The sequence below is a fragment of the Priestia sp. YIM B13552 genome, assembly GCF_042787775.1.
In the GTDB taxonomy this organism is placed as follows: Bacteria; Bacillota; Bacilli; order Bacillales; family Bacillaceae_H; genus Priestia; species Priestia megaterium_E.
The window spans coordinates 62,898-86,479 of sequence record NZ_JBHZOU010000003.1 but is presented as its reverse complement, the minus strand read 5'-3'; the positions used below and the strand labels follow the sequence as shown (position 1 = coordinate 86,479).

17 protein-coding genes and 1 other annotated feature are annotated in these 23,582 nt (G+C 36.9%); of the genes, 5 read left to right on the top strand and 12 right to left on the bottom strand.

Annotation, left to right across the window (positions count from 1 at the left end):
- Positions 1 to 23 precede the first annotated feature (23 nt).
- The 5 genes from ACFX40_RS12530 to ACFX40_RS12510 form a co-directional block, all read right to left on the bottom strand.
- On the bottom strand, positions 24 to 1,511 hold the full coding sequence (locus tag ACFX40_RS12530) for a DHA2 family efflux MFS transporter permease subunit (protein ID WP_050690644.1): 1,488 nt from the start codon (positions 1,509 to 1,511) through the stop codon (positions 24 to 26).
- A gap of 279 nt (positions 1,512 to 1,790) precedes the next feature.
- Complete coding sequence (locus tag ACFX40_RS12525) at positions 1,791 to 2,348, bottom strand: 3D domain-containing protein (RefSeq protein WP_014459735.1); 558 nt, start codon at positions 2,346 to 2,348, stop codon at positions 1,791 to 1,793.
- A gap of 330 nt (positions 2,349 to 2,678) precedes the next feature.
- Complete coding sequence (locus ACFX40_RS12520) at positions 2,679 to 2,813, bottom strand: hypothetical protein (RefSeq protein ID WP_255256613.1); 135 nt, start codon at positions 2,811 to 2,813, stop codon at positions 2,679 to 2,681.
- 159 nt (positions 2,814 to 2,972) lie between these two features.
- Positions 2,973 to 3,857: a superoxide dismutase gene (locus ACFX40_RS12515; protein ID WP_034651345.1), complete on the bottom strand. Its 885-nt coding sequence runs from the start codon at positions 3,855 to 3,857 to the stop codon at positions 2,973 to 2,975.
- Positions 3,858 to 3,996: 139 nt separating this feature from the next.
- On the bottom strand, positions 3,997 to 4,827 hold the full coding sequence (locus ACFX40_RS12510; RefSeq protein WP_098333040.1) for a glycosyl transferase family 2: 831 nt from the start codon (positions 4,825 to 4,827) through the stop codon (positions 3,997 to 3,999).
- Between the two features lie 228 nt (positions 4,828 to 5,055).
- Here ACFX40_RS12510 and ACFX40_RS12505 point away from each other — a divergent pair, with 228 nt between their 5' ends.
- Positions 5,056 to 5,721 carry a cupin domain-containing protein gene (locus ACFX40_RS12505; protein ID WP_116515999.1) on the top strand — a complete coding sequence of 222 codons (666 nt, stop codon included), beginning with the start codon at positions 5,056 to 5,058 and terminating at the stop codon, positions 5,719 to 5,721.
- Between the two features lie 56 nt (positions 5,722 to 5,777).
- On the opposite strand, the gene ACFX40_RS12500 is transcribed toward ACFX40_RS12505, so the two are convergent.
- From ACFX40_RS12500 to ACFX40_RS12490, 3 genes are all read right to left on the bottom strand, one after another.
- Entirely contained in the window at positions 5,778 to 6,014 is a 237-nt protein-coding gene (locus ACFX40_RS12500; protein WP_224357852.1) for a hypothetical protein, read from the bottom strand.
- Positions 6,015 to 6,069: 55 nt separating this feature from the next.
- Complete coding sequence (locus ACFX40_RS12495; protein WP_028408219.1) at positions 6,070 to 6,654, bottom strand: hypothetical protein; 585 nt, start codon at positions 6,652 to 6,654, stop codon at positions 6,070 to 6,072.
- A gap of 96 nt (positions 6,655 to 6,750) precedes the next feature.
- Positions 6,751 to 7,458: a Type 1 glutamine amidotransferase-like domain-containing protein gene (locus ACFX40_RS12490; RefSeq protein ID WP_116515998.1), complete on the bottom strand. Its 708-nt coding sequence runs from the start codon at positions 7,456 to 7,458 to the stop codon at positions 6,751 to 6,753.
- Positions 7,459 to 7,567: 109 nt separating this feature from the next.
- On the opposite strand from ACFX40_RS12490, the gene ACFX40_RS12485 reads away from it, so the two are divergent.
- Positions 7,568 to 8,071, top strand: coding sequence for an immunoglobulin-like domain-containing protein (locus ACFX40_RS12485; protein WP_116515997.1), 504 nt, complete (start codon positions 7,568 to 7,570; stop codon positions 8,069 to 8,071).
- A gap of 253 nt (positions 8,072 to 8,324) precedes the next feature.
- Here ACFX40_RS12485 and ileS read toward each other — a convergent pair whose 3' ends face one another.
- Positions 8,325 to 11,423: an isoleucine--tRNA ligase gene (ileS, locus tag ACFX40_RS12480; protein ID WP_377255114.1), complete on the bottom strand. Its 3,099-nt coding sequence runs from the start codon at positions 11,421 to 11,423 to the stop codon at positions 8,325 to 8,327.
- A gap of 52 nt (positions 11,424 to 11,475) precedes the next feature.
- Positions 11,476 to 11,717, bottom strand: a binding site (T-box leader).
- A 217-nt stretch (positions 11,718 to 11,934) separates the two neighbouring features.
- On the bottom strand, positions 11,935 to 13,284 hold the full coding sequence (locus tag ACFX40_RS12475; protein WP_377255111.1) for an FAD-binding oxidoreductase: 1,350 nt from the start codon (positions 13,282 to 13,284) through the stop codon (positions 11,935 to 11,937).
- A 979-nt stretch (positions 13,285 to 14,263) separates the two neighbouring features.
- Between ACFX40_RS12475 and ACFX40_RS12470 the strand changes: the two genes are divergently transcribed.
- From ACFX40_RS12470 to ACFX40_RS12460, 3 genes are read left to right on the top strand one after another with little or no spacing between them, the layout of a single operon-like run.
- Positions 14,264 to 14,449: a DNA modification system-associated small protein gene (locus ACFX40_RS12470; RefSeq protein WP_252123323.1), complete on the top strand. Its 186-nt coding sequence runs from the start codon at positions 14,264 to 14,266 to the stop codon at positions 14,447 to 14,449.
- A gap of 14 nt (positions 14,450 to 14,463) precedes the next feature.
- Complete coding sequence (gene dndD / locus ACFX40_RS12465) at positions 14,464 to 16,479, top strand: DNA sulfur modification protein DndD (RefSeq protein ID WP_377255108.1); 2,016 nt, start codon at positions 14,464 to 14,466, stop codon at positions 16,477 to 16,479.
- Between the two features lie 4 nt (positions 16,480 to 16,483).
- Positions 16,484 to 16,852, top strand: coding sequence for a hypothetical protein (locus ACFX40_RS12460; protein WP_098524926.1), 369 nt, complete (start codon positions 16,484 to 16,486; stop codon positions 16,850 to 16,852).
- 26 nt (positions 16,853 to 16,878) lie between these two features.
- On the opposite strand, the gene dptH is transcribed toward ACFX40_RS12460, so the two are convergent.
- Positions 16,879 to 22,158 (bottom strand): DNA phosphorothioation-dependent restriction protein DptH, encoded by a 5,280-nt coding sequence (gene dptH / locus ACFX40_RS12455; protein WP_377255105.1) that lies wholly within the window; start codon positions 22,156 to 22,158, stop codon positions 16,879 to 16,881.
- Complete coding sequence (gene dptG, locus ACFX40_RS12450; protein WP_377255103.1) at positions 22,139 to 23,578, bottom strand: DNA phosphorothioation-dependent restriction protein DptG; 1,440 nt, start codon at positions 23,576 to 23,578, stop codon at positions 22,139 to 22,141. The genes dptH and dptG overlap by 20 nt, the downstream gene beginning before the upstream one ends.
- Positions 23,579 to 23,582: the final 4 nt, after the last annotated feature.

The window sequence follows — 23,582 nt, the reverse complement described above, 5'->3', positions numbered from 1 at the left end:
TACCAAAAGGCACGGATTTTTTATTAGCTTGCTTTTTTTACACGATTTGTAATGGTATCTTCTTTCGGTGATGTTTTACGAATAAAGAAGGCTAAAACAAACGCGATCACACTTAAAATCGTTGCAATCATAAACGCATCGTTAATACCCATTGCTGTACCTTGATTCACAGCTTCAGCCATACTGCCTTTATCTGTTGGCAAAATTTGCTGATTCGTTACGATATTTTTCACGTGTTTTTCACCTTGATTCATCATAATAGATACAAAGAACGCCATTCCTACAGCTCCAGCAACCATTCGAAGCGTATTAACCATCGCCGTGCCGTATTTATTTAAGCTAAGCGCAAGCTCATTTAATCCTGCTGTAAAGATTGGCATCATGAGCAGCGACATACCAAACATACGAACAGTATAAACAATCATCACATACATAAATGTTGTTGTCGTTTCAAGTTTTGTTAATTCATATGTTGTCACAACGGTAATCGCTAAACCAATAACAGCAAGCCATCTTGCGCCGAACTTATCAAACAGCCGTCCTGTAATCGGAGACATAATCCCCATTACAATTCCTCCTGGCAGTAACAGCAAGCCTGAAAGAAACGGTGAGAAGCCCCGTACGTTTTGCATATAAATCGGCATTAAAATCATACCTGAAAACATTGCCATTGTCACAATCACGTTAATGATTGTTGTTAATGTGAACATACGGTAACGGAAAATACGGAATTCAAGAAGCGGCTGATCGATTTTTAACTGACGGAAAATAAAGAACAGAATTGAAATACCGCCTACAATGAACATAGCTAATACTTCAGTGCTGGTCCAGCCCTTTGTACCGCCCGTAGCGAACGCATACAGCAAGCCGCCAAATCCAACTGTTGATAAAATAACGCCAAGCACGTCTAGCTTTGGTCGGCTTGTTTCCGTCACGTTTTTCACTAAAATAATTGCCGCAATTACGTTGATAAGTGCAATTGGAAACATCATAAAGAATAAAACGCGCCATGAGTAGTGCTCAACTATTAAGCCAGAAAGCGTCGGCCCTACTGCCGGTGCGAAGTTCATCGCTACACCAAAAATCCCCATCGCAAAACCACGTCGGTCAGGCGGGAATAATGTAAAGATAACGTTCGTAATTAACGGAAATAAAATCCCTGCTCCTGCTGCTTGCACGACGCGTCCCACTAAAATAACAGAAAATGTCGGTGCAATACCGCAAAGCAGTGTTCCTACTGTAAACAGCCCCATTGCTGTAATATACAGCTGCCTTGTCGTAAATCGATTCATTAAAAATGCTGTAATTGGAATAACAATTCCGTTTACTAACATAAAGATGGTTGTTAACCAGTTGCCCGTAGCCGCTGTTACATGGAAATGATCCATCATTTGCGGAAGCGCAATGTTAATCAGCGTTTGATTTAAAAAAGCGACGAGCGCTCCCATTATCATTACGCCAAAAATAGACCGAGTTCGGGCTTGATCGGACTGTTGTGTTTGTGTATTCATTTTAACAAGACCTTTCCCTTTAAAATTATCTGTATGTAAATCTTCAGATGACAAACAGGTTAAGAATATATTTTATGTGTTCATTCTATTAATTTATGTCACGAATATTTAATGAACTTAATTATATACCGGATAAATATATCCGTTTCCGAAATATTTGTCAACAAATATGATCATTTTCGTAAAACTTTTCCATCAGTATATATAAAGTAGCATGCCCTTTAATGAAGAAAAAAATGAGAGCCCTTCAACGAAGGCTCTCATTCCCTTAAGAAATACTTATTTTAAGATTTGAACTTTTACTGTTTTTCTTCCCCATTTTAACGCTTCTTTTTGAGAAGGAAGAAGAACGTCAATTTTATTTCCTTTAATCGCACCGCCCGTATCAGCTGCGATTGCCGTGCCGTAACCTTCTACGTATACTTTTGAACCAAGTTTAATCACTTTTGGATCAACAGAAATCACTTTTTGATTTGGATTCTTTTTCAAGTCAATTCCGATCGCTGTTTTTCCGCTGCAGCCTTTGCAGTTCGCTGTGTACGCTGTTGCTGTTACTTTAAATTCTTTCACAACGTTTGAAGACTTCGCAGGCGCTGCTTTAGCAGGCGTGCTTGATTTTACTTGAGATACTTTTAATACTTGTTTCGGATGAATGCTGTCTGACTTTAAGTTATTCCACTGTTTCAGCTGACTAACCGATACTTTATATGTCTTTGCAATTTTGTATAGCGAATCTCCGCTTTTTACTGTATATGTATTTGTTGCAGCTGATGCACCACTTGCCACTCCGAACAGTGACATTAGAACTAAACTGAACGTAATCATTGTCTTTTTCATGTAATTGATTTCCCCTTTATCTACCAATACATAAAAAATAACACATGAATATTACAGTTATATTTCAGTAGCATGTCAATAGTTTGATAGTTTAGTTACAATAAAAATAAAGATTCTTCCTTTTAAACTAGTAAATTAATCACCTTTACTCTTCAAAAACATACATATTTAGGTATATGACGGTGCTTTTATACACATTTATAATAGATTATTTCATTTGTAACATTTAACTGGTTCTAGAGGCTTATCCTTTGTTTTATATTGATTATTTAGAACATAGTTTATTTAAAATTAATAAATGCGTTAAAGGAGCTTAATATACATCACTTTTTACACCGCTGTTGATTTCCGTGCAAGACTTCCCTTTCCGCGGGTGGCCGATGAGCCTCCTCGTCGCCTGCGCTCCTGCGGGGTCTCATCTATCCCACTATTTCCGCAGGAGTCTTCGTCTTGCTCTCCAATCAACAGCTAGAAGCGCACACATACATGATCGTCATAACAATAAAAAATCCGAACGTGTTGGATTCTCCATTAAGAATCTCAATTCATCGTTCGGATCTTTCTTCAACTAAAATACTTTTATCCTAGCCTTTTTATTTGAAATCAAGATGCCTGCATCCCTTGTTAATATGGCTGCCACTGAAGCATTTTAGCTGCCTCGAATCTTTTTTCTACATTTGGCCAGTAAACTATTTTCCACCAATTATCAACGTACGGATCACGTTCATTTTTGTACTGCAAATAATAGGCGTGTTCCCATACGTCTAATACGAGCAGCGGAATCGTATCCCACTGCGTGAGAAGCTGATGGCGCTCAGCCTGTAAGACTTCAAGCTTTCGCGAACGAGGCGACCATACTAAGATAGCCCAGCCCACACCTTCCACTTTTTTTGCAGCTTGAGAAAAGTGCATCATAAATTTCTCATAGCTGCCAAAGTCTTTTTGAAGCTGCTGCAGCAGCTGTCGTCTCGGTCGTCCTCCTCCTTCTGGACTCATAATTTCCCAAAAGATTGTATGCAAGTAATGACCTGAGCCATGAAAAGAAGCTTCCCGTTCCCAATGTTTTATGAGGTCAAAATTGTTTGTGTTACGGGCTTGCTGCAGCATGAGCTCTGCTTTATTTAATCCATCTACATAGCTTTGATGATGCTTGCTGTGATGAAGACGCATGATCTCTCGGTTAATATACGGTTCAAGAGCTGAATAGCTATAGCCAAGCGGCGGCAGCTCATGCTGTCCTGGCGCTATCGATTCTCGCTCCCTGCCGTCGTCTCCAAGCCGCTCTTTTAAAACTTTATCAATATGCCGCACTGCATTATTGATTTCCTCTAACGTATATTCGTTGACATCTTCTTCGCTTAAATATTCAAGAACGTCTTCTTGCGTGCGCGTTATATATGACGTTATATCTACTTCTGTAATGGCTTCTTCAAATACAGGATCACATACTTGTTCAAGCCAGGTCTGAACTTCCATCAAGTATCTTTTTCTCTCATCTTGATCGGCCATACTTTCCCTCCTTACACCTCATCTTCACTATCATATTCAAAAGAAAAAGCAACATAACTTCCTACTTGTATCTATTGAGGTAGAAAATTCGACATAAAAAAGCAAGAGCTCCTTAAAGGATAAACTCTTGCCTTTTTTCTTATATCTTCTTCGCCATATTTACATAATCAATCGTTTCTTGCTTACTAACAGCTGCATGCTTCAGCTTTGGGTTATAATAGAGCTCCACTTTTATATTATTAATTTCACAGTCGTCTGGCATATCCTGCAAATCCGTTAAAAACGGCAGCAAGTGATTGTCCATATCGTATTCAAACGCCCCGTTTTGCAAGTAATACACTTTTGGCACATAGTTAATATGGCGAAAAAACTTCACTACGTTAATTCGCTCACCGTATGAGGCTATCACTTCATCTTCTGTTAGGTTCGGATAAGATAAATTAAACACTTGCCGAACCGGCGTTTTCAGCCACTTGGTCAAGCACGTCTGCGGATTGTTGACAAGCGCTTTTGCTCCTTTTACGTATCCCGCTAAAAACATTGACATAAAGCCGCCGCCCGAAGATCCGTAAAATAGCACATTAGACGAATTCACCTGCACTTTTTTCATGAACTTTTCAATTAAAAACGCAATGTCTTTTAAATAAAAACGGTCGCTTGTCCCTTGCCCCCACGCAAGCGACACCTTTCCTAAATAAAGCGTAGGATCGTTATAATAAATAATTGAATCTTGGAATTCATTCATCCACGAATGGCGCTGAAAATATGGAGGACCTGCCGGCATTTCTTGACTTGCGCCTCCTCCTGAACCAAACACAAGCAAATGAGAAGACTCTTTTTTCAGCCTTACTAAAAACTCAAACAGCACTCCGTTCCACTCGACTCCTACTAAAACGGGCTTATCAAACGGCAGCTGAAGTTCATCCAGCTTTTCATACGTACTATTTATCTTTTCATATTGATCAAGCAACAGCTCTGCAACTCACTTTCCTTAAAATGATCCGTCTTATGCGTCTGACATTGATCATGGCTCTGTAAAAAAAGAACCTGTTACAGTGTATGAAACAAACAAAGAAGAGTTTGTACAATTTGGTGAAAAATGATGGTTTCCTCTCTGTTTACTGGGCTATTGTCACAATTTTTTCTTCCTTACATACGATACATCACCTTAAAAATTGGAGATAGGAGCTGAATGCTTATGCCAACATCCTATATGGATTACAATAATCCAAACGTACAATACTTTTCTGATGTGAACAAAAACAGACTCAATACGCGAAACGATCAAAATTACATTAACCGATTAGGCCGAGATGTGCTCAACACATTAGGAAACGTATCATTACTTGATATTTACTTAAGCAAAAGCCGCGTAGTCGAACCGCACTATCATCAAAATGCCGCTGAGCTTGTTTACTGCATTTCAGGCTCAGCCGTCGTTTCATTAATCAATCCGTTTAACAACGAAGTCACAAATATTCCAATTACTCCCGGTCAAGTAGCCAATATCCCTCAAGGCTGGTGGCACTGGGAGATTGCGTCTGAAGACAATACGCATTTACTTGCCATTTTTGACGCCCCTTACCCGGAATACATTTTTGGATCGGACATTTTAAATAAGACGCCTATTGAAGTCCTTGCTCACACGTACTGCTTAGATCCCGAGCAACTAAAGAAAACGCTGGCTCCGTTAAAAAATCAAACCATCGTAATTGGACCAACAGACGAATGCGGAGAAAAAGAACACTATAAAAAGAAAAAACAAGGAAGCCCCGTTCACCACCAGACTCCTCCTTATACGTATCCTCCGCCTCAGAATTCTTATTATCAACCTCAAAACCCTTATCACTATCGATACTGGTAGAGGCAAAAAACCCCGCTGCCAGTGCAACGGGGTTTCTTAATGAATACATAACGTTATTAATCTGTATATGTACTATGAAAGGCTGCTTCAATATATGCAACTTGGAAATGATAATGTCCAATTAAATATTTCACAATGTCCACTTGATCAATTTTGCCAGGCTTATCGACCATCGCTTCTTTCACCATTTTTTCAAATGTACCTTGATCAAACTGTTCTTCATGAACAACAATTGTCTCAGAGTACGTTTCATCTTGTCCTTCTGAAATGCGGTAGTAATACAATTTTTTCACCTCAATTTATCTTAAATATATGTATACCCCTAACTAATAACCCTCAAACATTTTTTTAACGTTCTTTTTCCACTTTACGATAGGCTGCGGCTTTTGCTTTTACAAGCAGCCTTGTAACCCAGTACGCCACTAGCGTTATCCCTATATCAATCAGAAAAATATAGAACAAGCTCATTCCTTTTCCTGAATCAATAAATTTAAAATGGTGTTCAAGAGGCGCCAGTCCAAATGAAAAAACAGCGCTCAGCAGAATTGTATACAGATAAAAATTCTTTTGGTGATTCGTACAATATTGATAAAGGAGCAGAAAGCCTACCGGCAAAATAGAAGCAGTAATATTTGTTGCGTTTGGAAGCTGTGGTGTTAAGAAAAATGTGTGCGTTAAATAACCGGTTCTTCCAAGTGCAATATCAATATATGCCCAAAGCATGTGCACTGTGTAACCGAAGAAAAACACCTCAAAGATCCGCGTCCGGTCTACGGTAAAATACAACAACACAAGAGGAAGAACGAGCGAAGCAAGCACCACCCAAAACTGCCAGTTTCCAAAATCCGAATACTGATGCCAATACGACGATAATAACTTCTGCAGCTTATCGCTTTGTTCATGTATGTTTCCCCAGTATTGTTTATAGCTCACTGAAGTACCCTCCTAGATAGAATCTCTGCTTATGTATGTACAAACAAGCTCCATTTTATACAGAGATTTATACAGAGAAACATGAGAAGCGGCCATTTATTGCTTGCGATCACCCAAATAGGTCACCGGAAGCTCACGTTCAATTACGTCTTCCTCCTTCCGATTAACAACATACGCTTTTGCTGTTGGTCTTGAGCTAAGTGATGCAGACAGCTTTTCGTCTTTAAAATGCAGCGCGACTCCATCATCTACAGCATAGCCTTCTTTCATTTCTCCGCTTGCAATTAACTCGTGATACGAAGGTCTTCGATTGCTTTCTCCGTCATAGTGAGGACAGTTGCTTCCCGTTAAAAACCCTAAACAATCTAGTTTAGACAGTTTGTTGTTCATTGAATCAGTGACGCCTTCTTCAAACCAGCAAAGTGAACCTGCGCTTATTCCTGCTAAGATCACTCCTTTTTCATAAGCCTTTTTTAAAATCGTATCCAGTCCCCACTCTTTCCATAAAGAAAGCATATTCCTTGTATTACCGCCGCCTACATACAAAATATCCTGCTGCAGCACATATGCTTTTAAATTCATAAAGTTTTGAGAAAACAGGTATAAATGAGACGGTGTGCATGCCAACTTCTCAAACGCTTCATAAAATCTTTCTATATAATTATCCGCATCTCCGCTTGCTGTAGGAATAAAGCAGATCTTCGGTACGTCCGTTTGAGCTTGTGAAAGTATGTATTGATCCAGCAGCAGGTTATCCCGCTCCATTGAAAAACCTCCGCCGCCCATGGCTATAATTTGTCTCATTTCAATTCTCCCTTTCAAAAAAGTGATATAAAAAAATGGAAATTAATACTATTTCCCTTAGATAGTTTTCAGTATAATGGAAGAGTGAAAAAAAGGTGGTGCAAAGCTTTTGAAAATAGTACGAACACTTTTATTAATACTGGGCATTTTTATTATCTTATTTTGTATCTTTGGCTATATCGATTATAACGGTCAAAAAATGGATTTAGGAGCCAAACAAGAAAAAAACATCCCATCTTCCATTAACACTAACGGGGGAACTATTACACTATCTGCTGTCAGTAAAAAATACGATAAAACGCAATTTGGCTTTTTTGTTATTCAAAACAATTCGACGCATACCTTAACGATTCCTTATGAAAATACGGCGGATCACTTAAAAGACGGAAAGTGGTACGAAGTTGTGCTAAACGGATTAGAGTTTCCTGATAAAACTGTCACGCTGAAGCCAGGGAAATCACTCAAATTAGATATCGCAACTCCTAACTACAAAGTAGGAAAATATCGTTTTGTGCAGCACTTTAAAGATGAAAACGGAAAAGAGTATGTGTTAGCGGCTCCTTTTGAAATTGTCTGGCCGAGCCTTAAAAATGTTCTCGGGCAGTTTGATTAAAGGTAAAAAGAGAGATTTAGAAATACCGAAATTCATCTCACCTAAAGACGAACAAATCGGGTGAATGATTAGTATGAATTGCTTGTTACCCCGCTGTTGATTCCTGTGCAAGACTTCGCTTTCCGCAGGAGTCTTCGTCTTGCCCTCCAATCCACAGCTAGAAGCAGCTACGTTCACTATAAAAACAGAAAAAACGAACGGTTAATCGATAAACCGTTCGTACATTACTTCAACTTATCTTTGCCTCTCTTTATTAGCTCTGATTTAAAACGCGAAGCGTAACTTGCTTTGTTCCGACTTTTACCGTCTCTCCGTTTTCGATATCTTCTATCACACTGAGACTGTGCAGCAAAAGATTTTCTTGAAGCAGCGTTTCAAACTTCGCGACGGCTTCCTTCACTTCTTCGTCTCCGCTAAGCTCCAAATCAATACGTAAATTCACGGGTAAATCCAGCTTTTTGCGGTAATCTTGAACCGCTCGAATTACTTCACGAGCGACTCCTTCCTGCACGAGTTCTTCGGTTAACGCCGTATCCAACAACGCAGTATACGTGCCGTTTGATGCCACTGCAAAGCCTTCTTTTGGCACTTTTTCAACAAGTACGTCTGCTGTTTCAAGCGTTAAGTTTTCTCCTGAAGCAAGCGGAACACTCAGCTTGCCTTGCTCAACAAACGCTTTCCCTTTCTCTTCTGAAAGGTTCTTTAATGCTTGATTGATCTCATTTACTTGTTTTCCAAACTTCGGTCCCGCCTGTTTAAAATCGAGTTTTAATACATAAGAAACAAGTTTGTCGTCGTCTTGCTCCACGTTAAAGTTCTTCACATTAAGCTCATCTTTGATGACATCATGGTACGCTTCCCACTCTACATCTTCTTCCGTTACCACAAGGGAAAGACTTTGCAAAGGCTGCTTTACTTTTAACGAATGCGTATTTCGGATGCTTCGGCCTAGTTCAACTACTTGAAGCACAGCTGCCATTTCTTTTTCCAGCTTTTCGTTCACTTTCGTTTGATCATACACAGGATAGTCTGCTAAATGAACGCTTTTCCCTGTCAGATTTTCATGAACATCATCCGCAACAAACGGCGTAAACGGTGCTAACAGCTGACTTAACGTCACTAACACTTCATGAAGCGTATCGTAAGCTGCTGCTTTTTCTCCGTCCATCCCTTCTGACCAAAAACGATCGCGGGAACGTCGTACATACCAGTTGCTTAGCTCTTCAATAAATGCCGCGATTTCACGAGCGGCACTTGTAAACCCATAATCTTCAAGATGTGCTGTTGCTCGTTTAACCGTACTATGCAAACGTGAAAGAATCCACTCATCCAATTTTGTTTTTTTCAATTCATACGTTTGCTTCGGGTCATAATCATCAAGCTTGGCGTACAGCACGTAAAAGCCGTACACGTTCACAAACGTATCAATAACTTTTGACTTCGCTTCTTGCACGACCCGCTCTGAAAATTTCTTCGGATTCCAAGGTGCACTGTCTGCTAAAAGCGCCCATCTAAGCGCATCGGCACCAAATGTATGAATAAGATCAACAGGGTCTAGCGCATTCCCTTTACTTTTAGACATCTTTTGACCGTTTTCATCTAAGACGTGGCCAAGAGACAGAACACGCTTATACGGTGCTTTTCCTGTAAACAGCATTGAAACTGCCATCAAGCTGTAAAACCAGCCGCGCGTTTGATCAATTCCTTCTGCGATTACGTCTGCTGGAAACTGTTTTTGAAACAGCTCGCTGTTTTCAAACGGATAGTGATACTGCGCAAACGGCATCGAGCCGCTGTCAAACCAAACGTCAATCACTTCCGGCGTTCGCTTCATTTCTCCGCTGCAGACCGGACACGTTAGCTGCACGTCATCTACATACGGCTTATGAAGTTCAATGCTGTCACCAACGGAATGAGACGCATGATTTTGCAGCTCTTTGATGCTTTTCGGAGCTACTTGATGCTGACATTTCCCGCATTCCCATACGTTCAGCGGTGTTCCCCAGTAGCGTTTTCTGCTGATGTTCCAATCCACCATATTTTCTAAAAAGTTGCCAAAGCGACCGTGCTTGATATGATCCGGGTACCACGTCACGCTTTCATTGTTTTTCAAAAACTGTTCCTTTAACGCCGTCGTTTGGATAAACCAGCTTTCATTTGCGTAATAAAGAAGCGGCGAGTCGCATCGCCAGCAAAACGGATAGCTGTGCTCATGCTTTTCTTTATGATACAGCACGCCTTCATTTGCTAAATAACGCACGATATCAACGTCGCAGTCTTTCACGAAACGTCCTTGAAAAGGCGGCACTTCAGACGTGTACTGTCCTTTTTCATCCACTACGTTCACAAATGAAAAGCCGTTTTCTTTTACAACTCTGTAATCATCTTCGCCGTATGCAGGTGCTAAATGAACAACTCCTGTTCCGCTTTGGTCCGTTACGTAATCAGCCGTCACGACTTCATGCCCTTTTTCCACTTTCACAAAATTAAACGGCGGCTCATACGACATCCCTTTTAACTCATTTCCTTTATGTTGAGATAAAACCGTATACTCTCCTTTTAACACTTTGTCTGCGAGCGCTTCTGCCACTATATACACGCTGTCGCCTTGCTCAGCGCGAACGTAGTTCATCTCTTCATGCACCGCAAGCGCCACGTTTGACGGAAGCGTCCAAGGCGTTGTCGTCCAGCCTAAAAAATACTCATTATCGCGGTTTTTCACTTTAAATTTCACCGTTACCGTTAAATCTTTTACATCTTTATACCCTTGCGCCACTTCATGCGAACTCAGCGACGTTTGACAGCTCGGGCAGTAAGGTGATACGCGGTGGCCTTTATAAAGAAGTCCTTTATCATGAATCGTGCCAAGCACGTTCCATACGCTTTCAATGTATGAATTCTCCAAGGTGATGTAAGGGTCTTCCATATCAACCCAATAGCCAAGCTGCTCCGTGAACGTGCGCCACTGCTTTTCATACACAAACACACTTTCCTTACACTTGTTGATAAAAGCTTCTACGCCGTATTTTTCAATATCATGCTTCCCCGATATCCCGAGCTGCTTTTCGACACCAAGCTCTACCGGCAGTCCGTGCGTATCCCAGCCTGCTTTTCGGATCACTTGATGCCCCGTCATCGTTTTATAACGAGCCACCACGTCTTTAATCGTCCGGCCTAGCGCGTGCCCCACGTGAGGCAAACCGTTGGCTGTTGGAGGCCCTTCATAAAATACAAACGAAGGATGCCCTTCTCGATTTTGAACCGACTGGTGAAACACATTTCCCTTTTGCCACTGCTGCTGGATACGCTGCTCGCGCTCTTGCGAAGATTCCCTTACATTCACTTCTTTCATGTGATACCACTCCTTTTAAAGTTAAAAGCACACAAAGAAACCCGTCCCTATGACTAGGGACGGGTTTTAACCGCGGTACCACCCTGGCTTCTATTGATCCGTTCATCAATAGCACTCAGCAACGTACAATCATACGCGTTCTTTTTAACGGTAGACTACCGTTCAAACTTACTTATCGTTCAGTTTGACTTCTCAGAGAGGATATTCCCCTGCAGCTTGAACACTGGCTTTCAGCTATCACCAGCTCTCTGTGGAACAAACTTGCAGCGTACTGATTCTCTTCAACGAATTTGTGTGCTTTTATTAGTAGTTATTGTATGCGGTTTGGAAGGGAATGTCAATGTTTATGAAATTTGTGTATGTTTCTCCGTATATGCAGTCGTCTATCGATAAAATAACTGCTTACCACTGTTTGCTGCCTTTTTCACGATCTCAGGAAAAGGCAATGTACACAAAAAACCACCTCATTTAAGGTGGGTATTATTTGCATCTACCATTTGAAAGATGATTTTTAAAACCAGTTAATAAACGGCGGGATGCTTTGAGGGAAATAAAATAGATTGTATGGATCATATGCTCGTTTCACTTCTCGAAGCTTTTTAAAATTCTCTCCATAATAAGCCGTTGGCCAATCTCTGATGAGCCGGTCCGGCCAATTCACATAATCCCCAGTTGTATATCTCGATAAAGCATTTCTTAATTCTTCAATCCATCGAATGTTTGCTCGCTCTTCTGAAGGATGGCTCCATGTAGCAAGGTACTCCTGTGCGATAATAGCATCTCTATAATAGAAGGCCGTTTCATTAGAGCCCACTTCCTCCACTGCTCCCCCAAGAGACTGGTGCCAAATACTAGATTTTTCATTTGGAGCATTTTCTAAAAAATGCTTCATTGTTAAAATAGCCTCTTTTGGAAAAGGTTTATTAAGAAAAGAACCTGACCTTTTTCGAGGAGCAGGTTGGTTTCCGCTCGGATCGTCAAAAAATCGTACAGCTTCAATATATGAAACTTCCTTTATTACTACTTTTTTAGGACACCCAACATCTATTAAAGGCTGCAGAAGTTCCTTTAACTTGAATGATGAACCAACGAACTCACCTTGAGCGATAATTTGATTTGCTTCTTTCGATTTTAACTCAATCTCCGAAGTTAAGCGCTTATCGGTATTTGTGGCCCAGTGCTGCCATGCATCAAAAGCAGCTTCGAAATCTTCCCATTCCCATGTAATTGAAAAGATTGACACCTTTGAAATAGGCTGCACCTTAAAGGTAAGAGACGTAACAATACCAAAGTTTCCACCCCCGCCTCCGCAACAAGCCCAAAAGAGATCACTGTTGTGATTTTTATTTACCTTAATGAGTTCAACTTCTCTCAGTTCATTTACAATCGCCATTTCAACTTCAAGCAAATTATCACAGGTAAGCCCAAACGGCCTTGATAACATCCCAATTCCTCCGCCAAGCACAAGGCCTACAAGACCTACACTGCTTTCCGTTCCTGCAGGGATAGTCGTTCCTTTTTTCCATAATTCATTATATACTTTCCCTAGATTAGCTCCTGCTTCTATTTTCGCTGTCATGTCTTTAGAGTTGAACGTGATTCTATCCATTTCACTAACATCAATCACTAATCCACCGTTCAATAATGAAAAATTTTCATAGCTATGCCTGCCGCTCCTTATTCGAAATGGGACATGATTTTCCTTTACCCACTTCAATGCATTTACTACATCGTTTGTATTCTGACAAAATACAATTATTCTCGGAAATTTAGGTACACCTAAATTATTATTTGTTCTAGCCTGATCATATTCCGCATCATCAGGTGTAACGATTCGTCCAGTAAGCTTTGTTTCCTCCACGATATAACCCCTTTCTCACATCATACAGATAAGATGCTATATTCTATGAATTTTCTTCAGAAAAGACACACAGTTTAAAGGGGAGAAATAGAGAATGAAAAACTTACTGAAGAGATTATGGATAAGTGTGCTCATTTAGTTTCGATGCAGCAATTCTCTTGTTGTAGATAAGTTTTATTTTTGCTGTCGATTAAAATTTTCCTGGCGGCGTTGTAAACTACATAAATTGAAGTACTTTTATTTCCCGTTAAATTATTTAAACGCGCTCCATCACGGATTTTTTTCATTTGCGTATAGGGCAATTTATATTCTTGAAATGAATGATTCGTCTTTCCAAAAATGAACCTTCTTAGATTATATCTCCCTAAAAAGCCATTGAGCTTAGCCAACGGTTTTTGTAGTGTTCTTTATTTCATCTATTATTTAGGTACTGTATCATGCTAGATCAATATAGTACCTATCATCCTCCATCTCCATCATCTTCTTTAAAAACTCTTCTAAGGAATCAACAATTTTTATATCATCATAATAAATGGGGTTATGCGGTTCTTCACTTATTTCTATCAGCAGCAGCACACTTTCATTAGCTTCAAAAAATAGTTATTTACCCTCTTCTAAACCTTCGTAAAGTTCGATATCAGGTAAAATTCAAAATCGTTTACTTTTAATCTAGCATCTCTGATGGAAGAAGGGCCCATGATACGGTTTACATTATATTCAGACCCCTGAAGGAAGCCGCACCCCACCTCTAACAGAAACTTCCTCACCTTAAAAGGAAACTTTAAGCCTAATTTCACTTATTGGGACTTCCATACAATATAACCATTTTCTCCACTTGATTTAATATCCTTAGATACCAAATATAATAAAATAGTCACTAATATTTACTTTTTAGTAGTATTATAAGCTAAATTATTATGATAAGATTTTAATGATAACTATTTTAATTGTTATTTTATATTAAACAAAGGTGGTTTCCATGAAAGAAGTTAAAAGAAGAGAGCTTGAGCTACTAGCAAAGGTTTGTAAACAAAATGATATTCCTTTAAAGTTAGCTAGCCAATTAATTCGTTCAGCAGAAAAATTATCCTATGAAAATGTTAGTCAAAGTGTGAGAACTAAAGAATATCAAGATTTAATCGATTTTCATACTAAAAATAATTAATAAGGTGAGGTTTAATGTTACTTAAAAAGTTGATTTTCGACAATTATAAAACCTACTATGGTCTGCAAGAAATTGACCTCTACATACCGGAAAAAGTCCGGAAGGAAAAAAGTCAAAATATTATTCTACTAGGCGGACTAAATGGAGCCGGTAAAACTACTATACTTAAGGCCATTCTTTATATTTTATTTGGCCAACGAGGAATTTCTCAGGTAGAGTATAAAAGATTGTTTTCTAATACTATCAATAATTCCTTCTTTAATGAAGGTGGACGTGAATGCTCTATTTCTTTAATTTTAGAAACAGATTCCGGTGAAGAATGGAATTTGAAAGTTAAATGGTATTTTGATCAATCTAAAAGAATGGGGCATGAAGAAAGAGAGCTTGAGGTTAAGAAACAAGGTTCAAGCATTCCAAAGCGTGCGCGTATTGATAACATCGAGGTATTTAATAAATTCATAGATAGAATTATTCCTTATCACGCTGCACCTTTCTTTATTTTTGATGGAGAAGAAATTAAGGATATTATTCTAAGACAAAATAGTGATGAAATGAAAGAAGCTATTCAAAAAATAACGGGCATGGAGGCTTACAAACATCTATTAATTGACCTCCGCTCTCTTAAAGCATCTCTTGAAAATAAATTAGCTAAATCCGTCAGTCGAACGAAACTTAATAATGTCCAAAGAGAAGCCGAAGAATTGGAAGGCACAATCACAATACTAGAAAATAAGAAACAAAAATTTCTAACCGATATTCAACGATATAAAAAACTAATCAGTGAGGCTCACGAGCAACGCAATGCGAAAATTTCACAAAACTCAAAATCTCGCGAAGTCATCGTAAAAAACCAAGCTCGCGTAGCCACCCAACTTGACCTGTGTGTCAAACAACTTGATGATTTTCTTCAAGAGAACATCGTAAATATTCTTTTACGTGATAAAATCCTTAAGTTAAAAAAGCAGCTTAAAGCAGAAAATGAAATTCACCATAAAAAGGTGCTACAAAATGCTTCTTTATCTCCTTATCGACGTTTCATTGATCAATTACTTAACAAAAGCATTACTCCAGCTTTAACAGAAGACCAACTAGAACAAATAAAAAACATTGGTCAAGAAATCTGGATTAAGGAAAATGATATACAACAAACTGTACCTTCTGACTTTCAAGAAATACATGATATATCGAATAATGATTATAGTTATTTAATGAATCTTGCTATTAAAGATAAAAACCCAGTAGTAGAGTTAATTAATAAAATTGAAAAGTTACAGCAAGAATTAGATAAATTAGAATCGGATATCCGTAATGCACCAGAAGCAGTAAATATCGAAGAAGAAAATGAAAGAATTGATCTTTTAGTCGAAAAATCAGGAGAAATCAACACTAAATTTAAAGCTTTAAACCGTAGGTTAAATAATGCTTTGGAAGAAAAAACTAAGCTATTAAATAGTCTTAGTAGACTATCCAACCAAGATGAAAACTTAGAAGAAGTGCAAAGACGCTACATCCATGTAGAGCGTATAATTAAAGGAATGGAACAATATGTTTCAGAACTTATAACTATGAAAGCAACATATATTAAAGAAGAATTCTCAACTATGTTACATCGATTATTTAGAAAACAAGATGAATTTGGAAAAATAGAATTTGATATTAATACTTATACTATTCGCCTTTATAATGATCGTATGCAGGAAATTAGTATTCAAGACAGATCAGCGGGTGAAATGCAGATGATTGCTTCTGCCCTAATATGGGCCTTGACAAAAGCATCGGATTTATCTTTACCTGTGGTTATTGATACACCGCTGGGACGACTGGATAGCTATCATAGAAATCATTTAATTAATCATTACTATAAAGAACTAAGTGAACAAGTTATTATTCTTTCTACTGATACAGAAATCACACAAGAATATGTGACGTTAATGGAAAAGAATTCTTATAAACAATATATGTTAGATTATGATGAAAATAAGAAATATACTGTCATCAGAGACGGTTATTTCAATTTTGTAAAAGGGTGATATAGTGTCTAATCGAAGAATGCTATTATCTGAGGAAGGAAAACAAATATTAGATAGAGTTGTAGATTCCTTAGAATGCGAAAGACCTATGGCTGTAAAAATAGCTCTAGCTAAAGGAATCTCGATTTCAGAAGGACCAGTTTCGGAGCAATATTCTCCCGGAAAGAATAAGTGGACCATACCAGATAATATTATTAAAGATAAGGAATTTCTATTATTTAAGCATCTAATTATTAATGAAGTGAGTACACCTCTAACAGATGATGATTTACACAAACATATGCTAACCTTTATTGAAAAAGGATTAAGAAAGTTAGAAGACGATTTAGAAAATAAAACTTCAATGGAAGATTTCAGATTACGCATCATATAAAAAAACCACCTCAAAGGTGGTTTTTTTTACGTTCTTTCTGATAATGGACTAATATCTACTACTGTCACTGTAGGATGAGATAGTTCTCCGTTTTCTTTTAGAATAGGACCATGAACAATACATTGCCCTTTTCTTAATGAAGCTAATTTGTGTTCCCAATGCTTTTTCTCATGATTATCTTTAGATAAGCTAGCTGCAATGTGCGATAATTCTTGCTCTGGAGGTGAGAAATAAATTTTTTGAGATGAATTTTGTAACCTTGCCAATTCATCAGCATCTAATTGTGATTTTAAGAATTGAGTCGCATACCATGCTGACCAACCAAATTTTCTTCCTTCTGTCAGCACTCTAGCAGAAGGTGATTTTTCGGTATGATCAAGATTCTGCGCTTCATCCATAATCACGGGCATAGGCGTATTCTTATTACCGTACCTCACAGAATAATTCCATAAATCCCAAAGGATAAATTCAGTGATGATTAATTGAACATCTCGAGGGAACCCGGTAAGTTGAATTACATAAACCTCACCCTCACTATGAATAATATCTTTCCAATTAATCACATTGTCGTTACTGAATGGATTACGATCAATCAAAGGTCTAATCTGTGATAGTGCTGTTTTAGCATAATTTGATCCATCCTCTTCAAGAAGTTCTTTTAGCTTTACTAAGCTCATTTGCTCATCATAAAGCTCTAAACCTTTTAGAATCGCTTCGTATATTGCATTTTGTTGTTGAATACCTAACGAACTATAAACAGCCGCAAAAACACTTTTAATTCGCTCTGCTACATCAGTGTTGGATTCCGGTAACTGAATTCCTCCGATATCCCGAGTATTCTTTTGAAATGGATTTATTGGAAGTTTTTCACTGTAAACAATTTTTTGTTTTAATTTGTGTCCCAGATAGTCCACAAACTCAGGTTCTAATTGATTAGGTAAAAAGCCTTCGGTATAGTCAATAACAATACTAGAAATTCCTAGCTTAGCTTTCTCTAACAATAAACATTGCATAAAATAAGTTTTACCTTGACCTGACTTACCAGAAATTAATAAATGTCTATTGGCAAGCCCTTTATTACCATACTCCCAATAGATTTCTCGATTAGAATTTTCCGCTTTACCAATCTTAATTCTTGCCTGTTCTAAGGAAGGATAATTAGTTATTTCTTCGGTTGGATTCGTAGATAACTTCCCTTCATACCTAGACTGAGCATCCTCTTTATACAGAGAATTTTCATGTTCATCAAGATTCTCAGTAATTACCGTGTCTGCTTTCTCGATTTCATAAGATCCTAAATTTTCACTAACAGCCGCATAGTTCTTATGTTCTTGAAGGGAGCTACTTTTTTCTATCGTTGGAAAGACATCCGATTGAGCACTTTCATCCATTGAAGATTTATGCTCCCCTTCTAGTTTATAACGAGACGATAGCATATCTTCTTTAATAAAATCGCTTGATTCGAACTGAATCCAATGCTGCATTTCTTTAATTGGAAAGACTAGACCCTCATACCCATCTTTTTCCGTGAGATTTAATAGTAAGACATCGTCTTCTAATTGAGCGCTTCTATGAAAAGCATCTTTTTGGAATGAAAGTATGGCGCTGTTCCCTATATAATTTTTCAGACTATTAGACACTAAGTAATCATCTTTTAATAATTTTTCAATAACTTCATCTGATAGACTATATTCTTTCTCTTTCCAAAAATCACTTTGTGTCAGCTTTTGAGCATTAGAAATGAATAGCTGAGCAAAGAAGTTACGATAAAACTTACTCGTAAATGTATCTTCAGCTCGCTTAGTTAAAGTTTCAATAAACAATTGGTTTGTTTTTTGAACTTGGTGTCGTGCTTTTTCTAATACTTCTCCTTTATTTATTCCAATCTTGACTTCAATAGGATAAAAATGAAGTGAAATATCCCCTTCTCTATTTTCTAAACCTATTAATAATAAATCATCGCTATGACTTCCTTTAACTCCAAGGTTTTTAGCGGTAAATACCCCATCAGATTTATTCAAACTAACAGCTCCAGCAACCCTTAATACCTCTTCGAGAGAAATAGGAACCCAAAGAATATCTGGATGATCAAAATAAGATACAGAATATTTGATAGCAGAAATAATACTTAATTTTTCTCGATCATAATGACCTTTACTTCCTATGATCCTTAATAGCCACTCACCGTTAAATGTATTAAAAGCTTTAATTGTAGTAAGAACATTTTCCTCTGTGCCTTCTACACCTTTTTGCTTAAGAAACTCTTTAATTACAGCATAATATTGGTTTGTTTTATCAGTCACAGTTATAGCATCATATCGACTTGAAGAAGAGTATTGATCGTTATAATGAATCACAACTAGCTCGTCCTCGTAATCATGAAAAAATTCCAAATCAATTAATGGATCTACAAATGTTACCCAATAAGATGATTTAAAAATCTTTTTCAATGTTTCCTCATCCGCTGTAGTTGTTCTTGAAAAAATAGCTTCTCCTTTTCTATAACTATCATTACCGCCATTTCGCAAGTTCGCCGCTAATTCATTTAAATAGTAAGCTGTGCTTGTTAAGTAATTTTGAGGATCGATACTGTATGCTTTTGTGCCAAATCCACTTCTATAGGTCTCCTCATCCTTCATTGACGGTACACTTGAGTAAAGGCCTTCAATAGCAATCCCTGACGTCATGCCATTAAGTGGCTGTACTGCATGATTCTCTTGAGCATGCATTTTATAAAAGGAGATATGAGCATATCTTAATTCTTCCTGAAGTTCCTGCTTATAAAAGAACAGTTTTTCTCTTATTGTTCTTAAGATATCATCCGAGTCTACATTTTTTGATTTAAGTTTAATGTCAAAAAGATATTCAAATTGCTCAATGGTTTCAGTTCTAGCATATAAATCAAAATAACTCTCTATATGCTCTTCTTTATAAAGAGTAACTTCTACCGGTTTTAAGCTTTCAGTACCTTCTTTATCAATTTCTTTAATCATCCACTGTAATATTCCACGAATAACCTCTTTATCATTGGCAATATTAATTACATTAATTTGAAGAGGTGCTTGAGATTTCTTAATAAACAAATAAGAGAAATGCTCTTTAAATTGTGTGATTTTTTCGTTCACAACCTTAGCTAAATACTGATTAGCAGCTGAAACAGATACTTTATTAACCGGTTTGAACATCAACCATTCCATAGCTGCTTGTTGATAATCCGGCTTAAACAATGTTTCCGATTCATCATATAAAAATGGAATAAGTCCATTTGGATTTAATCTATTTAAAATACTGTTATCTAGCTCTTCTGAATCCAATAACTCAAACATTTTCAGCTTAAATGCAACCATTATTGGATGAAATGGCGTAAAATATAACATTCCATTTGATTGAAGAGTACCTAACTTAAATAAATCTCTTCCTTTACGCCCCGCGGGAGATCCATTTTCAAATTTGTTGATTTCCTTCTGATATTCCTTTATATAATCGATTGCACGCTTCTCGTAATCATCAGTAACCGTACATAAACTAGGAATTGACTTTCGAATCTTAAAATATGTTAAAAATCTACTATAAGCTTCTCTTAAGTCATCACTCAGTTTTAATTCTCTATTATTAAGCAGCCGGTCCGATTCATGAGTTGCATACTTTAACCCATTTTTAACCCATTCATCTTCCCATTTGAAGTAGTCTCGATATTCAGAGTGAAAGTAAAATTCTCTGTTCTCTAAAACCAAACGGTTATTTTTTTTGAACCATTGAATATCTTTACCAGTTTCCCTGATAAGCTTCCAAATTCGTTGACCAGTAATCGGCATAGACTCAGGCAATTCATTTTTTAAGAGGAGGGGAATAAGCGATTCTTCAAATTTTATATTGAGGCTTAATTCATCCTCATCATTAAAAGCCTCTGGTAATGGAGTAACAACCAATTTTTGATCTTGAGAGGTAATAATTGTTTGATTGTCCTCTGTTACTTCTACTTTCTGCATATCTATTTTATCTCCAAAGCTCAATTCATCTTCTTCGAATTGTAGCTCTATGTGACCACCATTTGGATCAATTAAATATTTGGACTTATAACTATCCAAATAGATAGGCTCAACTGGTAAAACAGCAATAAAAAACTCTGCACCTAACGCTGCTTTGTTGTCATGTTTGTAAGAAAATCTCGTGAAGGTTGTGTCATCCTTTTCAAGCTTTATTTTAGCAAAAATATTAGTTTGCTTAACTTCAACTGTGAGGTTCTTAGAAAAAGCATTAGGCACTTTAAGGAATTCAGAGCTTAAACTTTTTACGTTACCCTCCAAACTAAAAGAAGCTTGTAATTCAATTTCCTCTTTACCTTCAGGGTTAAAAATTATAATATGTCTTTTTCTTCTACCTGAAGTAGATTCTTTATATGGCTTATCCCAAGGTTTAATCGTATGGTTAACCTTTAAGCCTATTAAATCTACTTTTTTCTTCTTATTAAGTTTTCTATAATCTTCGTTAAATTTATAGACTCTAGAGAACGGTAATTCTCGCCACTCTTCTTTAATTAGCTCGTTGGCACCTTCTGGTGAAAATTGTTTTTCTAATTCTTCTTTATTAAGACCGAAATCATGCACTTTTCTTACATAATCAAAAAGATCTCTATTCTCTCTTAGACGATCTCTTTGTTCTTTACCATTAAATTTATCTAGGTCAGCATCTTTAAAAAGTCCAAATTTATGGTAATCCGTGTCATCGATAGAACCTTTTTGTAAAGTAGCAAAAATATCCTCAAACTCGAAAAAAGTGATTTGTTGAAAAGATTGTTCTTTCACTAAATTATTTAGATTGTCTAATAAAATAATTTGATCAACTTTTTCCAAACTTCTATTTTCAATCTCATTTCTCAAATTATTAAATAACGAAGCTGGATGTAAAGGCATTCCTTCTTTTTGTAAATCACTACTTCCACCTTGAATGGAATCTAATTGCTCAGAAACAATGCTAATTAAAGCGGAGTTTTCCCAAACTCCTTTTTGCTCTCCAACTAAGTTCCTTAATGTAACAAGAAAATCAGGCTTAACGTCTTTTGAAGTATATGCTACTACTAAGTTAATTTCATGGAAAGGAATAGAAAATGTTTCATATTCCTCTCCCAACTCATGTTTATATCTAAAAGGTTTAGTTCCTTCTAGTATTTTCAGCGCTTCAACTAAATGAAAAACATCCGTTCCACTATCTAGTTGTAAGTAAAACCGATCTCCTTTTTTAATTCCTGCTTTTTTAAAATATTCTACTAAGAGCGTAGAAATATAATTATAAAATTGGTTTGACATATTGTGCATCTCCACTATCACTTTTTTTATCCAAAATGTTAAGGTCATCAAATAAGCTTATAATCTCTTTTTTAGAGTAACGGTCAAATGCTACTCCTCTTTTTTCTAGTTCTTTAAACAAATCATTTAAAGGAATTCTTTTATCTTTTACCGAAACAGCTGTTAACAAAAGTAGAAAATCATGCTTAATATTAAATACCTGTCCATAACTTCCTCGGGTCTTTAAAAACTGGTTAGCACCTAAATCACCTATGTTTTCACCGAACTTCTTAGCAACATCTGTGCTTATACCTTCTTTTACGCAATTAAACAGTAATTGAAAAGCTTCTGGAAGGCTTTGAGCAGCTTTATTCTCATGAGACGGAAGCTTTCTTAATTCTAGATAGTCCTTGATCCACTGATTAACTTCGCTTAAAAAAGCAGCTTCATACTCCTCACCTTTACTCTCTATTAGATCGTAAAGTTTACAATATGGCATGAATTCAAGTATGTCATCATGCTCTTCCACACTATTCAGTGAATTATGACTAAGTTGAGAAATAGTATGAATATGAGGAAATAGATTAATAGATTTTTCTTTTACATATTTAAAACCCTCTAACTCACCAGTAGCTTTTCTTCTTCTACTCATAGATTCCCATTCTAACGCGAAATAAAGAGGTTGCACCATTTCCATATCAGCAGTGGTAAATTGCTCGAATTTCACAATTAATTGACACGCATACATAAACACATAATAATGTGTTAATAAAGGAAATGAAGTTAAAAAATAATCCTTATATTTACTTAGATACAAGATATCCTCTTGGTAAATACGTGTAAACTCACCTAAAAGAGGCTGATATTGTTTAACTGTTTTATTTTTCGCCTGATTTTGGGGATTCTTTGAAGATTCTTCTACTCCATTCAACTTATCAAGAATTAACTCCGTTAATATGTCTTCTGACTCTTTATTATTGAAAATAGCCTTAATTTCAGGATTCTCTTTAACAAAAGTTTCGCTCATAAACTGACCATATTTTCCAAATTCATTTTTCAATTTCTTTTCGATTTCTATATAATTAAATAAAAACGGATGAATAGGTTTAATATCTTCCTGATTAAATAGATATTGATCTAAAAATCGCACAAAATCATGGGAATCATCTTCATTGTTATAATCTACATTACTTGCAATATGTTCACTTAACTCATTACTTTCTGCAGACGTCACAAATTCCTTATCTTTAAAGGCCTTATTGTTTAGCTTTATCTCACAAATATTTCGTATATATTCTCCAAGAACTTTATTGAATTGTCCTCTGATTTCTTTTGTTCTTTTAGACAAAAAAGGTAACACATCTAGCACGTTACCAGTATCATGCTTTTTTTTGGTTTCGAAGAGATGATTTAAATACTCTCTTTCCAAGGTTTGAACCATTTTA

Coding starts and splice junctions, on each gene's coding strand:
- ACFX40_RS12525 (WP_014459735.1), bottom strand. CDS start 2,348: ATGAAAAAGACAATGATTACGTTCAGTTTAGTTCTAATGTCACTGTTC.
- dptH (WP_377255105.1), bottom strand. CDS start 22,158: ATGTCAAACCAATTTTATAATTATATTTCTACGCTCTTAGTAGAATAT.
- ACFX40_RS12515 (WP_034651345.1), bottom strand. CDS start 3,857: ATGGCCGATCAAGATGAGAGAAAAAGATACTTGATGGAAGTTCAGACC.
- ileS (WP_377255114.1), bottom strand. CDS start 11,423: ATGAAAGAAGTGAATGTAAGGGAATCTTCGCAAGAGCGCGAGCAGCGT.
- ACFX40_RS12470 (WP_252123323.1), top strand. CDS start 14,264: ATGAAAGAAGTTAAAAGAAGAGAGCTTGAGCTACTAGCAAAGGTTTGT.
- ACFX40_RS12490 (WP_116515998.1), bottom strand. CDS start 7,458: ATGAGACAAATTATAGCCATGGGCGGCGGAGGTTTTTCAATGGAGCGG.
- dptG (WP_377255103.1), bottom strand. CDS start 23,578: ATGGTTCAAACCTTGGAAAGAGAGTATTTAAATCATCTCTTCGAAACC.
- ACFX40_RS12530 (WP_050690644.1), bottom strand. CDS start 1,511: ATGAATACACAAACACAACAGTCCGATCAAGCCCGAACTCGGTCTATT.
- dndD (WP_377255108.1), top strand. CDS start 14,464: ATGTTACTTAAAAAGTTGATTTTCGACAATTATAAAACCTACTATGGT.
- ACFX40_RS12505 (WP_116515999.1), top strand. CDS start 5,056: ATGCCAACATCCTATATGGATTACAATAATCCAAACGTACAATACTTT.